12 protein-coding genes are annotated in these 16,067 nt (G+C 40.4%); 7 read left to right on the forward strand and 5 right to left on the reverse strand.

What is annotated here, in order from left to right; all coding sequences use genetic code 11:
• Nucleotides 1-43: 43 nt before the first annotated feature.
• The 5 genes from aceF to ampD all read right to left on the reverse strand — a co-directional run bounded on the left by aceF (nt 44) and on the right by ampD (nt 7,338).
• Entirely contained in the window at nt 44-1,933 is a 1,890-nt protein-coding gene (gene aceF / locus ADS77_RS11840; RefSeq protein WP_054454579.1) for a pyruvate dehydrogenase complex dihydrolipoyllysine-residue acetyltransferase, read from the reverse strand.
• Between the two features lie 10 nt (nt 1,934-1,943).
• Nucleotides 1,944-4,610, reverse strand: a complete 2,667-nt coding sequence (aceE, locus tag ADS77_RS11845) for a pyruvate dehydrogenase (acetyl-transferring), homodimeric type (RefSeq protein ID WP_054454581.1) — start codon at nt 4,608-4,610, stop codon at nt 1,944-1,946.
• 104 nt (nt 4,611-4,714) lie between these two features.
• The gene (pdhR, locus tag ADS77_RS11850; RefSeq protein ID WP_054203087.1) at nt 4,715-5,464 is read right to left on the reverse strand and encodes a pyruvate dehydrogenase complex transcriptional repressor PdhR; all 750 of its coding nucleotides are present in this window, start codon (nt 5,462-5,464) and stop codon (nt 4,715-4,717) included.
• Between the two features lie 452 nt (nt 5,465-5,916).
• Entirely contained in the window at nt 5,917-6,768 is an 852-nt protein-coding gene (gene ampE / locus ADS77_RS11855; RefSeq protein ID WP_054203086.1) for a beta-lactamase regulator AmpE, read from the reverse strand.
• Nucleotides 6,769-6,792: 24 nt separating this feature from the next.
• Nucleotides 6,793-7,338 (reverse strand): 1,6-anhydro-N-acetylmuramyl-L-alanine amidase AmpD, encoded by a 546-nt coding sequence (ampD, locus tag ADS77_RS11860; RefSeq protein WP_054203190.1) that lies wholly within the window; start codon nt 7,336-7,338, stop codon nt 6,793-6,795.
• Nucleotides 7,339-8,530: 1,192 nt separating this feature from the next.
• On the opposite strand from ampD, the gene nadC reads away from it, so the two are divergent.
• From nadC to yacG, 7 genes are all read left to right on the forward strand, one after another.
• Complete coding sequence (nadC, locus tag ADS77_RS11865) at nt 8,531-9,376, forward strand: carboxylating nicotinate-nucleotide diphosphorylase (protein ID WP_054454583.1); 846 nt, start codon at nt 8,531-8,533, stop codon at nt 9,374-9,376.
• Nucleotides 9,377-9,861: 485 nt separating this feature from the next.
• Nucleotides 9,862-10,305 (forward strand): pilin, encoded by a 444-nt coding sequence (locus tag ADS77_RS11870; protein WP_082355675.1) that lies wholly within the window; start codon nt 9,862-9,864, stop codon nt 10,303-10,305.
• 93 nt (nt 10,306-10,398) lie between these two features.
• Nucleotides 10,399-11,622 (forward strand): type II secretion system F family protein, encoded by a 1,224-nt coding sequence (locus ADS77_RS11875; protein WP_054454585.1) that lies wholly within the window; start codon nt 10,399-10,401, stop codon nt 11,620-11,622.
• A 604-nt stretch (nt 11,623-12,226) separates the two neighbouring features.
• Nucleotides 12,227-13,138 (forward strand): prepilin peptidase, encoded by a 912-nt coding sequence (locus ADS77_RS11880; RefSeq protein WP_054454587.1) that lies wholly within the window; start codon nt 12,227-12,229, stop codon nt 13,136-13,138.
• Nucleotides 13,139-13,140: 2 nt separating this feature from the next.
• Complete coding sequence (gene coaE / locus ADS77_RS11885; RefSeq protein WP_054454588.1) at nt 13,141-13,764, forward strand: dephospho-CoA kinase; 624 nt, start codon at nt 13,141-13,143, stop codon at nt 13,762-13,764.
• A 297-nt stretch (nt 13,765-14,061) separates the two neighbouring features.
• Complete coding sequence (gene pilB, locus ADS77_RS11890) at nt 14,062-15,741, forward strand: type IV-A pilus assembly ATPase PilB (RefSeq protein WP_054203079.1); 1,680 nt, start codon at nt 14,062-14,064, stop codon at nt 15,739-15,741.
• 53 nt (nt 15,742-15,794) lie between these two features.
• Nucleotides 15,795-16,025, forward strand: a complete 231-nt coding sequence (yacG, locus tag ADS77_RS11895) for a DNA gyrase inhibitor YacG (protein ID WP_054454591.1) — start codon at nt 15,795-15,797, stop codon at nt 16,023-16,025.
• Nucleotides 16,026-16,067: the final 42 nt, after the last annotated feature.

The raw sequence follows: 16,067 nt of genomic DNA on the forward strand, positions 1-16,067 counted from the left end.
GCTGGGATTTGATTCTATTTATTTAGCTACATGCACCAATTGCTTACATTACTAATTGGCGAATATCGCTCATGTAACTTGCAAGAGTGACAGTAAAGCGTGCAGCTAATGCTCCGTCAATCACCCTATGGTCGTATGACATTGAAAGTGGAACCATTAATTTTGGTTCAAACTCTTTGCCATTCCATTTCGGTTTCATTTCAGACTTAGATACACCTAAAATAGCAACTTCTGGCGCGTTTACGATTGGCGTAAAGGCTGTACCACCAATCCCGCCTAAGCTTGAAATTGTAAAACAACCACCTTGCATATCAGACGAAGTTAGTTTGCCGTCACGTGCTTTAACCGATACTTCCATCAGCTCACGCGATAATTCAATGATGCCTTTTTTATCAACATCTTTAAATACTGGCACAACTAAACCGTTAGGTGTATCAACCGCAACACCGATGTTGATGTACTTTTTAAGGATTAAGCTTTCGCCATCATTAGAAAGTGAAGAGTTAAATGTAGGGAACTCAGCAAGTGCTTTTGCTGCTGCTTTCATTACAAATACCAGCGGGGTGATTTTAACACCTAGCTTTTTCTTCTCTGCAAGCGCATTTTGTTCTTTACGGAAGACTTCAAGACTGGTGATATCAGCTTCATCAAACTGAGTAACATGAGGAATTTGCACCCAGTTACGGTGTAAGTTTTTACCCGATAGCTTTTGAATACGAGAAAGTTTCTTCTCTTCAATCTCACCAAATTTAGCAAAATCAACTTTTGGCCATGGAATTAAACCAAGCTCACCGCCGTCAGCATTACCTTTACTTGCAGATAATTGACCTGACTCAACTTGCTTAACTAGGTTTTTCACATAGTTTTGCACGTCTTCTTTAACAACACGACCTTTACGGCCAGAGCCTTTCACGTTTGCAAGGTTGATACCAAACTCACGCGCTAAACGACGTACAACTGGCGATGCATGCGCATACGCGCTGTTGTTTTCAAAGCTTTCATTGCTGGCTTTTGCCGGTGCTGCTTGTGGCGCGGGTGCTGACTCTGCTTTTGCAGGTGCTGGAGCGGTTTTTTCTACTGGTGCAGATGCAGCAGGTGCACTACCGGCAACTTCAAATACAAAGATAAGTGAACCGGTCGATACTTTATCGCCTGCGGCTACTTTGATCTCTTTAACAGTACCTGCAAACGGTGCTGGTACTTCCATTGCCGCTTTGTCGCCTTCAACGTTTAAGATTGATTGATCTTCAGTAACGCTGTCGCCAACAGCAACCAAAATTTCAGTTACTTCAACTTCATCACCACCAATATCAGGTACGTTTACTTCTTTGCTGCTTGGTGCTGAGCTTTGTACAGGCGCTGCTTTTTCTGCTTGCGTAGGTGCAGGTTCACTACCAGCTACTTCAAAAACAAACACAAGTGAACCTGTTTTTACTTTGTCGCCAGCTGCCACTTTAATTTCTTTAACTGTCCCAGCAAACGGCGCTGGAACTTCCATCGCTGCTTTGTCGCCTTCAACATTTAAGATTGATTGCTCTTCAGTAACAGTGTCACCAACGGCAACCAGAATCTCAGTCACTTCAACTTCATCATCGCCGATATCTGGTACGGTAACTTCTTTAGTCGTTGAGCCTGAAGATGCAGCAGGTGCTGCGTCTTCAGTTTTTGCTTGTTCAGCGGGAGCAGCACTTGATGCTTGCTCTTCGCCTTCAAACAAGAATACTAAAGTCCCCGTAGTGACCGTATCACCAACATTTACTTTAATTTCTTTTACAGTACCGGCTTGTGCAGCGGGTACTTCCATTGAGGCTTTATCACCCTCAACCGTTAGTAATGATTGGTCAACTTCAACTTTGTCACCAACGCTCACTAGAATTTCGGTTACTTCGACTTCATCGCCACCGATATCTGGTACATTAATTTCAATACTCATTGCAAACCTCTTATGCGTACAGTGGATTAAGTTTGTTAGTGTCGATGTTGAACTTTTTAAGCGCCTCAACAACAACTGACTTTTCAACTTCACCACGTTTAGCAAGTTCAGATAACGTAGCAACCACTACGTAGCTGGCGTTAACTTCAAAGTGACGGCGTAAATTCTCACGGCTATCAGAACGACCGTAACCATCCGTACCTAACACTTTATAGTTGTTGCTTGGAATAAACGAACGCGCTTGCTCTGCGTAGTTTTTCATGTAATCCGTTGCGGCAACAGTCACTGAATCATTTAAGACGCTCGTGATGTACGCAGTTTTTTGTTCGCCTTCAGGGTTAAGCATGTTGAAACGTTCAACATCTTGACCTTCGCGCGTTAATTCATTGAATGACGTTACAGAGAATACATCAGATGCAATACCGTAATCTTCACTTAAGATAGCTGCGGCTTTACGTACTTCGGTCATGATAGTACCTGAGCTTAATAACTGTACGTTGGCTTTTTTACCCGCGTAGCTTTCAAGCTTGTAGATACCTTTACGAATACCATCTTCAGCACCTTCTGGCATAGCAGGTTGTGCATAGTTTTCGTTCATTAGCGTTAAGTAGTAGTAAATATTTTCTTGATCTTCACCGTACATACGACGAATACCATCTTGGATGATAACCGCAACTTCATACGCATAGGTTGGATCGTAAGAGATACAGTTAGGCACAGTGTTAGCAAGAATATGGCTGTGACCATCTTCGTGCTGTAAACCTTCGCCATTTAGCGTTGTTCGACCGGCTGTAGCACCTAATAAGAAACCACGTGCTTGTTGGTCACCTGCCATCCATGCCATGTCGCCAACACGTTGGAAACCAAACATTGAATAGTAGATGTAGAATGGGATCATTGGTAAATCGTTAGTGCTGTATGATGTTGCAGCAGCAACCCATGACGACATTGCACCTAACTCATTGATACCTTCTTGCAGTACTTGACCTGATGTAGCTTCTTTATAGTAAGAAACGATATCACGATCTTGTGGTGTATAGTTTTGGCCATGCGGGTTATAAATACCGATTTGACGGAATAAACCTTCCATACCAAACGTACGCGCTTCGTCAGCAATAATTGGTACGATATTTTTACCAATGCCCTTATCTTTTAATAAGATATTAAGTGCACGCACAAAGCCCATCGTGGTAGAAATATCACGTTTTTGCTCATCAAGTAATGGCTTAAATGCTTCTACTTCTGGTAGCTGTAACTTTTCAGTAAAGTTAGGAATACGTTTTGGCGTGTAACCTTTCAATGCATCACGGCGAGCATGTAGGTATTTGTACTCTGGCGAACCTTCTTCAAGTTCTAAATAAGGTAGCTCTGCAAGTTGCTCTTCAGACACTAAATCATCTAAACCTAAGCGTGAACGTAAATGTGCCACATGTGACATGTCCATTTTTTTCACTTGGTGCGCAATATTCTTACCTTCAGCCGCTTCACCCATGCCGTAACCTTTTACAGTTTTAGCAAGGATAACCGTTGGACGATCATTTGTTTGCTCAGCTTTTTTAAATGCAGCGTATAATTTTGATGGTTCATGACCACCACGCTTAAGAGCAAAAATCTCGTCGTCTGTCATGTCAGCAACAAGTGCCGCTGTTTCAGGGTAACGACCAAAGAAATGTTCACGTACGTACGCGCCATTTTTAGCTTTGTATGTTTGATAATCACCATCGATGGTTTCGTTCATCAATTGTAGTAACTTACCGGTAGTATCTTTAGCAAGTAAGATATCCCAACCGCTGCCCCATACTACTTTAATAACGTTCCAGCCAGCGCCTTTAAATAAGCCTTCAAGCTCTTGGATGATTTTACCGTTACCCATTACTGGGCCATCTAAACGCTGTAAATTACAGTTAATTAGGTAACACAGATTATCTAGTTTTTCACGCGCAGCGAAAGAAATAGCACCACGTGATTCTGGCTCGTCCATTTCGCCATCACCTAAAAACGCATATACACGTTGATTTTTAGTGTCTTTTAAGCCACGGCCATCTAAGTACTTTAAGAATCGCGCTTGATAAATAGACGCGATTGGACCTAGGCCCATTGATACTGTAGGGAATTGCCAAAATTCAGGCATTAATTTAGGGTGTGGGTAAGACGGTATGCCTTCACCATCAACTTCTTGACGGAAGTTATCAAGCTGTGCAGCTGATAAACGCCCTTCAACAAATGCACGCGCATAAATACCTGGAGAAATGTGACCTTGGTAATAAACTAAGTCACCGCCATCAACATCATTAGGGGCTTTAAAGAAGTGGTTAAAACACACTTCATAAAACGCAGCCGATGACTGATAAGACGCCATATGGCCGCCTAAGTCGAGGTCTTTTTTCGAAGCACGCAATACAATCATGATTGCGTTCCAACGAATAATAGAACGAATACGGCGTTCAAGGTTTACATCCCCTGGGTAAGCAGGTTCTTGATCAACCGGGATCGTATTAACGTAGTTTGTGTTAATGCCTGTTGGCATATCAACACCGTCTAAACGGGCTTGCTCTAATACTTGCTCAAGTAAAAACTGAGCACGTTCAACACCTTCTTCGCGCACAACTGATTCAAGAGCTTGTAACCACTCTTGTGTTTCTAGCGCGTCTACGTCAATTTTATTGACTTCAGACATATGGAGGTTTCCTTATGTTTAAAATACGAATGTTCTTAATAAGCACTGTGGTATAAAGCGTTGCTATATTACAGTCAGTGCTTGCTTAAATTATTAATCTTTACTTAATTTTGTTTGGTGCGTCTTAAACTACGTTCAATCCGCGAATGCTCTTTGCCCGCTTCCAATAATGCTTCTTCAATGAAAGCTAAGTGAGCATTACTGGCAAGGCGTGCTTGCTCAGGATTCCCTTCAATCACTGCATCCATTAATAAACGACGATGCTGAGCCAACTGCTTACTAATATGCGGTTTTTCTAACAACACCGTTAAATTTTGTAATACATTTTGCTCTAATAGCGCTTGCATGCCACGTACTAAGTGCAATAGCACAACATTATGTGACGCTTCAGCAACACTAAAATGAAACGCATTAATTGCTTTGGCTTTTTGCTGTAAATCAACATCAGCTAAAGCGATATAATCAAAGCTTTGCTTCACTTTCTCAAAGTCGGTGCCAGTACCACGAAGTGCGGCATAATATGCGGCAATTCCTTCTAAGGCATGGCGAAACTCAAGTAAATCAAACTGCGATTCCGGGTGCTTGCTGATCAAATCAAATAATGGATCCGTCAACCCTTCTTCTAGCTGATTTTTTACAAACGTCCCGCCACCTTGGCGACGTGTTACTAAGCCTTTAGCCTCTAGCTTTTGAATTGCTTCACGTAATGAAGGTCGAGATACTTCAAATTGCTTTGCTAATTCACGCTCTGGCGGCAGTTTTTCACCTGGTGCTAATGAGCCCTCAAGAATCATGTTCTCAAGCTGCTCTAAAATAACATCCGATAGTTTTGCTGCTTTAATCTTTAAAGACATTAATGGACGTCCGTAATAGTGATAGGAATGACTTAAAAAATAGTTTTCTACCTGCAACTGGAGCAAAAGGTAAATTGGTCATACCAAATTTGTGCCATACGTTATCAAAAAGCGTGTTTGCTGTCAATTTCACTACGACAGAGCCCTGTAAAGCAGACTAACGCATTTAGCATAAAGATTAAACAGTATGAGGTAAAGCGAGTGTTTGGAAAGGTTTTTTATATCAAATCGAAATGGTCTGACCAGATAATTAAACACTGAGAAGCCGATTATTTACTATCAATAAATACCCAAAAAACTTTTATACAAAGAGAATAAATGAGAAGAAGCTGCCAGCTATATACCATCGTAGGAGAGCGTTTTAGCGCCGATTGGCTTTAACACAAAATCTAGAACAATCACGGCTAAAGCCTGTTCCCACAAAACAAATACAACACCTAGCAGCTGTTTCTTTACGCTAAGCCACCAAACAAAGTAAGCAATGCAATTAGTACCAAATAAAACAATACATTTCGTTTTACTAATTTCACCATACACGTAGCTTCATAGGTACAACCAAAGTGCTGCTGCTCAATTTGCTCAGCCGCTAATGCCGTATTGGTTACAACTTTACGATTACTCACAGAAAAGTCGAGTACATAGCGTAACCAACAACTCGTTCCTTTATTGAAGTTACCTATTACTAAATAACCAAAGCTTGCAATTCTCGCAGGTAGCCAATCAAGCCAAAATAATAAAGTATGAATAAGCTTAAACCGTTTTGCATACGCCACGCTATGATCTTCGCGTACTATATCGCCGTAAGTACGCACTAATGCATAGAGTACTGCACCGGGGACACCTAACACTACAAACCAAAAAATCACAGCGCAATAGAAGCGAAAATTGATCCACGCAAGTGTTTGCCCAAAGCTCTCTCCCCCAACTTCATCTTCAGTGCGCTTTTGTCCCATTTGATACGCATACAAAGTAGCAGCCTCACTATCACCACGAGTAAGAGCATTCAAATAAGATTTATATAAAACTCGATGCTTAGCACAGCCAAAACACACAAGCAGTACCACAACATTAACGACTAACTGCCATAATACAAAATCAGAAAAGGTATACACCAACGCACTCGCAATAACTGGCAGTACAAGCCAAATTAAAAACCCATGAGCAGAATTAAACATTCCTTTATCACTGAGTTGCTTTTTAGAACGAGATAAATACCCCTGTGCATAATGACTAATTTGCCAATAATTTGATCGCGCACCAAGGCGCTCTAAAATTAATGCGATAATAATAGAAATTAAAATCATAACGGTCTCTTAGCTTGTCGCTTTTTAAAATAGTCCGGCAAAATAAAACTGCCAATCAAAACTCTCACCAGGATCACTTTTTCGTCCAGGCGCAATATCACAATGTCCAACAATTCGCTCCTGAGTAATCGCTGAATATTTATTAGTCAATGCGTTAGTTAAGGATTGTAATGCATTATATTGGTTTTGGGTATATGGCGTTGTATCAGTCCCTTCAAGCTCAATACCAATACTAAAATCATTACACTGGCTGCGCCCTAAAAATTCAGACCGCCCAGCGTGCCAAGCGCGCTTACTAAAAGGTACGTATTGTACTATCTCACCGCAGCGCTTAATAAAGCAATGTGCAGAGACTCTCAAACCTTGTAAATCACTAAAGCTAGGGTGAGCTTGATGATCAATACACCCCATAAATAAATCATCTACATATGGCGTAGCAAACTGCCCTGCCGGTAAAGAAATATTATGGATGACCAATAAAGAAATACCTTCATCATTCGGGCGCTCATCAAAATATGTGCATGGTCGCTGAATCGCCGTATCAACGACGCCAAAAGAGTTTATTTTCATAATGTATCTGTAAATAAGTACATAGCAAGATGCTAATAGATTTTTAAGCACAATGACAGCAAAGTAATAAAACGTAGCAGCAGGTTTATACCGCGACAGCCCTAACATTTAAGCAGAGTAAACCCACGCCTATATATTATATTGCTAGCACCGCGATCCTGTAGGTCGTCATTTATGGCGACAATGGCCATTTTTACTACTGAGAGCGCAAAAGCGCTGCGCGCTACACCGAGAAAACCCAAGTAAAACATCACTTATTTCTTCTCTGTGAACTCAGTGTCCTCTGTGGTGAATTAGTCACTTAAAGAACTTTAATTGCGCAAGATAAACCCACGCCTACGTATTACTAGAAAACGATCCTGTAGGTCGTCATTTATGGCGACAATGGCTATTTTACCACCGAGAAAACCCAAGTAAAACATCACTTATTTCTTCCCTGTGAACTCAGTGTCCTCTGTGGTGAATTAGTCACTTAAAGAACTTTAATTGCGCAAGATAAACCCACGCCTACGTATTACTAGAAAACGATCCTGTAGGTCGTCATTTATGGCGACAATGGCTACTTTACCACCGAGAAACCAAAGTAAAACATCACTTATTTCTTCTCTGTGAACTCAGTGTCCTCCGTGGTGAATTAGTCACTTAAAGAACTTTAATTGCGCAAGATAAACCCACGCCTACATATTACTAACGATCCTGTAGGTCGTCATTTATGGCGACAATGGCTACTTTACCACCGAGAAACCAAAGTAAAACATCACTTATTTCTTCTCTGTGAACTCAGTGTCCTCTGTGGTGAATTAGTCACTTAAAGAACTTTAATTGCGCAAGATAAACCCACGCCGACGTATTACTAGAAAACGATCCTGTAGGTCGTCATTTATGGCGACAATGGCTACTTTACCACCGAGAAACCAAAGTAAAACATCACTTATTTCTTCTCTGTGAACTCAGTGTCCTCTGTGGTGAATTAGTCACTTAAAGAACTTTAATTGCGCAAGATAAACCCACGCCTACGTATTACTAGAAAACGATCCTGTAGGTCGCGTTTTAGCGCGCCAACATTAAAATAACAAACACTGTCGCCATAAATGACGACCTACAATATATGCTGGGCGGCTGATAGCTCTTCTATTCACTCATCAAACCATGTAAAATTTGTGCAATTTCCTAATTATAATGAGCTTTTATAATGTCTATCCCACACAGCCTATTAAGCCAACTCGTTAAACTTGCCCTTGATGAAGATTTAAATTATCAAACTGCTGAGCAAGGCGATATCACTGCGCAATTAATTCCAGCATCACAACAAGCCAATGCAAAAGTGATCACCCGTGAAGACTGCGTTTTTTGTGGTAAAGACATTATTATAGAAGTATTCAGCCAAGTTGATCCAAGCGTCACAGTCAATGTACTGGTAAACGATGGTGATACGGTAAAAGCTAACGACACCCTATTTACAGCATCAGGTTCAGCACGCGCGATTTTAACCGCCGAGCGTACAGCACTTAATTTTGTGCAAACACTCTCAGGCACTGCTACAACAACCGCGCATTACGTAAAAGAGCTCTATGGCACCCACACCCAATTACTTGATACTCGTAAAACGATTCCAGGTATGCGTGCCCTACAAAAATACGCAGTTAAATGTGGTGGCGGGGAAAATCACCGTATAGGCTTATTTGATGCGTTTTTAATTAAAGAAAACCATATAGCCGCCTGTGGTGGTATTGATAAAGCCGTAGCTCAAGCAAAACTAAATCACCCAACTAAACCTGTAGAGGTAGAAGTTGAATCACTTCATGAGCTAGATCAAGCCATTAATGCCGGTGCTGATATTATAATGCTTGATAACTTTAGCGTTGAGCAGATTCAACAAGCGGTTGTACTTACCAATAAACGCGCCAAATTAGAAGTCTCTGGTAATATGACCTTAGAAACACTACGAACCTACTCACAAGCAGGGGTTGATTTTATCTCCAGTGGCGCACTTACAAAAAACTTACAATCTATCGACTTATCTATGCGTTTCGAGTAAAAATTCTACAAATAAATTATTTAATTTTTACCTAATCCGTTGACAAATTGACCAAAAAAGCATTAAATACGACGAAAGGATTATTTTGTAACAAACTGTTAATTTCAGTATCACTTTTACATTAAAATAGTGATAAAGTAAGCCGCAAGGATGAGCGAAACTCTCCCCAAGCAATACAAAAGCTTTATACGGATGTGTTTTTTATATTCAAAAATCATCTGATAAAAATAATCACTTGTTTTTTGAAATTAGTCTGCGCATAAAACTCTCAGAAAGTTCCTAAAATTCTATGAGTTCAGTGCAAAACAGCTTTCAAAAAGCTATTTTAGTGCTAAAGTAATTCTAAACGCCTATTTCCAATCAATTTTGGGTAGGTATAAGAATTAAAATAATTTTTTAAAAAACCGTAAGATAAACATGCTTTATTAGTTTACTCATAAAGCAACTTAGCTTACAAAAAAATCACTATCCTTTAGGAGAGGAACATGGAAAAAATGACACAACAGAAACAAAAGGGTTTTACCCTAATTGAATTAATGATTGTAGTAGCAATCATCGGTATTCTTGCTGCAGTAGCACTACCTGCATATCAGGATTATACTGTTAGAGCTAAAGTTACTGAAGGGCTTTCACTAGCATCAGGAGCTAAAACAACTGTTGCTGAAAATGCAAGCTCCGCAGCTGCTTTAGATTTAGGTTGGACCGCACCACCTGCAACAGATAACGTTACCAGTGTTGCTATTACAGGTGCTACAGGTGTAATAACAATTACTTACACGGCAGTTGCGGGCGGTGGCACCATAGAACTTGCACCACTTTCTGGTGGTGCTGCTTTGGCTAGCGGCACCCTCCCAACAGGCTCTATAACATGGACTTGTACTGGTGGTAGTTTAGATAATAAATACAGACCTTCGAACTGCAGATCATAATACCTCCATATAGCATATATTTACGCTTGTAAAAATTTAACTAAGGTAGCTATTTTAGCTACCTTTTTTATATAATGTAAAAAGAGTGTTTTCATGGCAAAAAAAGATGGTACAGGCCAAGATACTTTTCAGTGGATTGGTGTTAGCGCTCGGGGTAAGCGCCTTGAAGGTGAAATTACTGGCACTAGCATTGCCTTAGTTAAAGCCCAACTACGCAAACAAGGTATTACTCCTTCTAAAGTAAAGCGCAAGGCCAAACCTATGTTTGGTACGCGTATGCAAAAAATAACCCCCAAAGACATTGCCTTGGTAACACGGCAAATCGCTACCATGCTAATGGCGGGCGTGCCCCTCATTCAATCAATTGAAATGATAGGTTCCGGTTCTACCAATAAAAGTGTTTCTAAATTAATGGAGACCATTGGTGACGAAGTGAAATCTGGCGATCCGCTATCGCAAGCACTACGTAAACATCCGCGTTATTTTGATGATTTATACTGTGACTTAGTCGCCTCTGGCGAACAATCAGGTGCTCTTGATAAAATATTTGATCGTGTCGCTCTTTATAAAGAAAAGTCCGAAGCACTAAAATCAAAAATTAAAAAAGCCATGTTTTATCCTATTGCCGTACTCGTCGTAGCGCTTATTGTTACCTCTATCCTACTTATTTTTGTAGTTCCGCAATTTCAGGATATTTTTTCCGGCTTTGGCGCAGAGCTCCCAGCATTTACTTTATTTGTAATTGGTATATCGAACTTTATGCAAGAGTATTGGTGGGTCATTCTTATAATTATGGTGGTGGCTGGTTACGCTTACAAAGAAGCTTTATTAAAAAGTAAAAAACTGCGTGATGCCAACGACCGCTTAATATTAAAGCTCCCTGTAATTGGTATGATATTAAATAAAGCCGCCGTTGCCCGCTATGCGCGTACTCTTTCGACCACTTTTGCGGCGGGTGTACCACTTGTTGATGCGCTTGATTCTGCTGCAGGTGCTTCGGGTAATGCTGTTTACCGTTATGCTATTTTAGATATTAAGGCTGAGGTAAGCTCCGGTAATCAAATGAACTGGGCAATGCGCAACTCAAAAATATTCCCCGATATGGTTATTCAAATGGTCGCTATTGGTGAAGAATCTGGCTCTTTAGATGGCATGCTTGCAAAAGTTGCCACTATTTATGAGCAAGAAGTTGATGATGCAGTTGATGGCTTATCTAGCCTGCTAGAGCCACTCATTATGGCGGTGCTTGGTGTATTAGTCGGTGGTTTAATTATTGCGATGTACTTACCGATTTTCCAACTAGGTTCGGTTATATAAAAGCTGTAAGCTGTAAGCTGTAAGCTGTAAGCTGTAAGCTGTAAGCTGTAAGCTGTAAGCTGTAAGCTGTAAGCTGTAAGCTGTAAGCTGTAAGCTGTAAGCAAAAATATTCCGAATTTATATTCAGCAATGCAATCTCTTTTTATTTTTTGTAGGGGCATTGCTGTGAGTTTGGATAAAGCTATGCCTGTAGCCGTTTTCTATGGAAATACATTCACGTAGGAGCCAGCTTTAGCTGCGAATTATTTATATTTTGTTCACCCGGACTTTCTCGATGTAGCGCGCTGTGCTTCTGTGCACTCGGTGGTGAAATAATCATTGTCGCCATGAATGACGACCTACATGGGTTTTCTAGATGTAGCGCGCTGCGCTTATGTGCGCTCGGTGGTGAAAATAATCATTGTCGCCATGAATGACGACCTACATGGGTTTTCTAGATGTAGCGCGCTGCGCTTCTGTGCAATCGGTGGTAAAAATAGTCATTATCGTCATAAATGACGACCTACATTGGCGCGGTGTTTAAGTGTACGTAGACTTGGGGTTTTTCATTTAATTTTCAGAACTGTTTTAGGTTGATTTATTAAATCATTTTTTAGGTAATATAATGCAAAATTTTTTTCTCGATATAATTACAGTGATGCAAGACCAGCTGTGGTTTTATTTACTTACAGTAGGCCTTGTTAGCCTTTGTATTGGCAGTTTTTTAAACGTCGTTATTTATCGCTTACCCGTTATGATGCAACGAGAGTGGCAAACTGAGTGTCGCTTGCTGCTCGATGATGAACTCACTCACGCTAAAAACAAACGCACTGATGACGTAATTACTGAGCCTTTTAATTTAGTAAAACCAAACTCGACTTGTCCAAAATGTAAAACTGCAATTAAAGCATGGCAAAATATTCCTGTAATTAGCTGGCTATTTTTAAAAGGCCGTTGCGGTAGTTGCAGTAACCCTATTTCGATACGTTACCCTATCATTGAAATGCTCACAGCCGTGATGTGTTTAATCGTCGCTTACACCTTTGGTGTTACTGAACAAGCTGCGCTATATATTTTTATCACTTGGGTATTAGTGGCACTCACCTTTATTGATATTGATCATATGCTCCTGCCAGACCAACTAACCCTGCCTTTGGTGTGGTTGGCGCTTATTGCAGCTGTAATGGAAATTACTATTTCTCCTGCCGATGCGATTATCGGAGCGGCCTGTGGCTATTTAAGCTTATGGAGCGTTTTTTGGCTATTTAAGCTGATCACAGGTAAAGAAGGAATGGGTTATGGTGATTTTAAATTACTAGCCGTATTTGGCGCACTTTTGGGGTGGCAAGCACTGCTCACTATCATTTTGCTTTCAAGTGTTGTGGGGGCTGTGATTGGTATTACACTTTTAAGTATACAAGGTAAAGATAAAGCCACTCCTATTCCATTTGGACCCTATTTAGCCATTGCCGGCTGGGTTGCATTATTGTGGGGTACGCAAATTCAACAGATGTACTTTAACTGGCTTGGCTACTAGTTATGGCACGCTCTAAAAACAATTGGATTCTAGGTTTAACGGGAGGCATAGGCTGTGGAAAAAGTGCTGTCAGTGAGCTATTTGAACAGCATGGCATCACAGTAGTTGATGCTGATATCATTGCTCGTCAAGTAGTCGCCCTTGATAGCACTGGCTTACATGAAATAGGTAAGCATTTTGGCGCTGATATTCTCAATCATGATGGTACGTTAAACCGTACAAAGCTTAGAGAAATTATTTTCGCTGATAGTGAGCAAAAAAATTGGCTTAATGCCCTTTTACACCCGTTAATTCGTGAAAAAACCATCTCGGATCTAAATGCTGCATCTAGCCCTTATGTAATACTAACTGCGCCTTTATTATTTGAAAACCAGCTAGATAAATACTGTAATCGTACTTTGGTGATTGATGTGCCAATCGAAGTACAAGTTGCACGAACAATAGCAAGAGACAATATAAGCCTGGCACAAGCCAACAGTATAATTGCAGCGCAAATGAGCCGAGAAGATAAACAGGCTAAAGCAACTGACATCCTAGATAATAATCGCGCATTAAGCTTAGTAGCCCAAGACGTTACGCTATTACATCAACGTTACATGGCGTTGGCCAATGAATCTAAAATTTAAGCTACATATTCCTAATAAATTATAAATTTTTAATATTTTAGTTGGCAAATCATACTAAATTAGAAAGACTAATGTTATACCAATTGCATTAAATTAGTGATCTATTATTGCGACAAGAAAATGGCTCAATAACAAGGCAAAAATTATGATATATAGTTGTTCTATATAAGTAATTTTCAACGCAGTTAGTGAGTTATTTAATTCGCTAGAATGATCACGTTTTTAATAAAATTGGTATTATACCCTGCTCTTTTCTGATAAATTGCTGACTATGAGAGGTGTTTACAAAGGTGCGCAATGAATATTAACTCACCATTACTTAGAAAGTTTATCACGCTTGGCCGAATTGACGCCGAAACTGTTAAGTTAAAACAGCGTGAATTTAGCTCAACTGCAGAACTAATAGCGAAATGCGGTGGCATTGACGGCCATGAACTTGCAGAACAATGCATTGATCTATTCCGCGTTCCTTATTTTGATATTAAAGACTTTAATGTAGAGCTAATACCTAAAGAGCTGGTTAAAGATAAACTCATTCGTGAGCATCATATTCTACCTCTAGTTAAAAAAGGCCGTAAACTTTATATTGCAGCCTCTGATCCTACTGATTATGGTGCCTTTGAAAACTTTGAGTTTAGTACGGGGTTATCTTGTGAAGTACTCGTTGTTGATTACCGCCAACTAGAAGCTAAAATAGAACAACTTCTTGATGCAGCAGGCAGTTTACACCTTAGCGATGAAGAATTTAAAGAGTTTAGTGACTTAGATACTGACTCACCAAAAGAGCCTCAAAATCAAGGTGATGATGAAAAAGACGACGCACCCATTATCGTCTATATCAATAAAATATTGATGGATGCCATTAAAAAAGGCGCCTCCGATTTACACTTTGAACCCTACGAACATAAGTACCGTGTGCGTTTTCGTATTGATGGTATTTTGCATGAAATGGCCAGTCCGCCGAATAGTCTAGCAACGCGTTTATCAGCACGTATAAAAGTAATGGCACGATTAGATATTGCCGAGAAACGTAAACCGCAAGATGGTCGTATTAAATTAAAAATCACTGAGCGTAAAAGTATCGATTTCCGGGTAAGTACCCTGCCCACCCTTTGGGGTGAAAAAATCGTAATGCGTATCCTTGATTCGTCCAGCGCTATGCTTGGTATTGATGTACTCGGTTACGAAGTAGAGCAGAAAAAACTTTACATGGATGCACTGCAGCAACCTCAAGGTATGATTTTAGTTACAGGTCCTACGGGTTCTGGTAAAACGGTGTCTTTATATACGGGTTTGAATATTTTAAATCAACCTGAGCGTAATATCAGCACCGCCGAAGATCCTGTCGAAATCAACCTCGAAGGTATTAACCAAGTACAGATCAACCCGAGAGCTGATATGACCTTTGCCAATGCCCTTAAAGCATTCTTGCGTCAAGATCCTGATGTCGTCATGGTGGGTGAGATCCGTGACCTTGAAACCGCTGAAATATCAATAAAAGCGGCACAAACAGGTCACTTGGTAATGTCCACGTTGCATACTAACTCAGCGCCTGAAACACTAACTCGTTTGTTAAATATGGGCGTACCAGCGTATAACGTTGCAAGTTCAATTAGCTTGATCATTGCGCAGCGTTTAGCACGTCGCTTATGTCCAAAATGTAAAACACCTGAAACATTGCCAAGTGAAGAATTACAGCGCCAAGGTTTTAGCCCTGAACAAATAAGCGAGCTTACCCTATTTGCACCTAAAGGATGTGATAGCTGTACTGATGGCTATAAAGGCCGTGTCGGTATTTATGAGGTTATGCAAATTACCCCTGAGATCGCACAAATTATTATGCGCGGTGGTAACTCTTTAGAAATTGCTGAAGTATCATTACGATCAGGGTTTAATAACCTGCGTTTGTCGGGCCTAAGAAAAGCTGCAGCAGGCATGACATCATTAGCTGAAATAAACCGTGTAACGAGTTTTTAAAAGCCTAAAACCTAGGCTTTTAAAATCATAAACAATATGTATGAGAATATGCTATGCCAACCGTTGTAAACTGCCCAACTTGTAAAGCACAAGTTGAATGGTCAGATGAAAGCCCTTACCGCCCATTTTGTTCAAAGCGCTGTCAATTAATTGATTTAGGTGAGTGGTCGCTTGAAAACAATAAAATATCAGCCCCCATTACCAGCGCCAATGACCTTAGCCAAGATATGATTGAGGACATAGAGGAAATGCTAGCTAAAAATGATGACGATTTTTTTAAATAGCCGTTATTAATTACAGGGCTGTATATTAACGCGGGGTAACCC

The sequence above is a fragment of the Pseudoalteromonas porphyrae genome (genome assembly GCF_001298125.1).
In the GTDB taxonomy this organism is placed as follows: domain Bacteria; phylum Pseudomonadota; class Gammaproteobacteria; order Enterobacterales; family Alteromonadaceae; genus Pseudoalteromonas; species Pseudoalteromonas neustonica.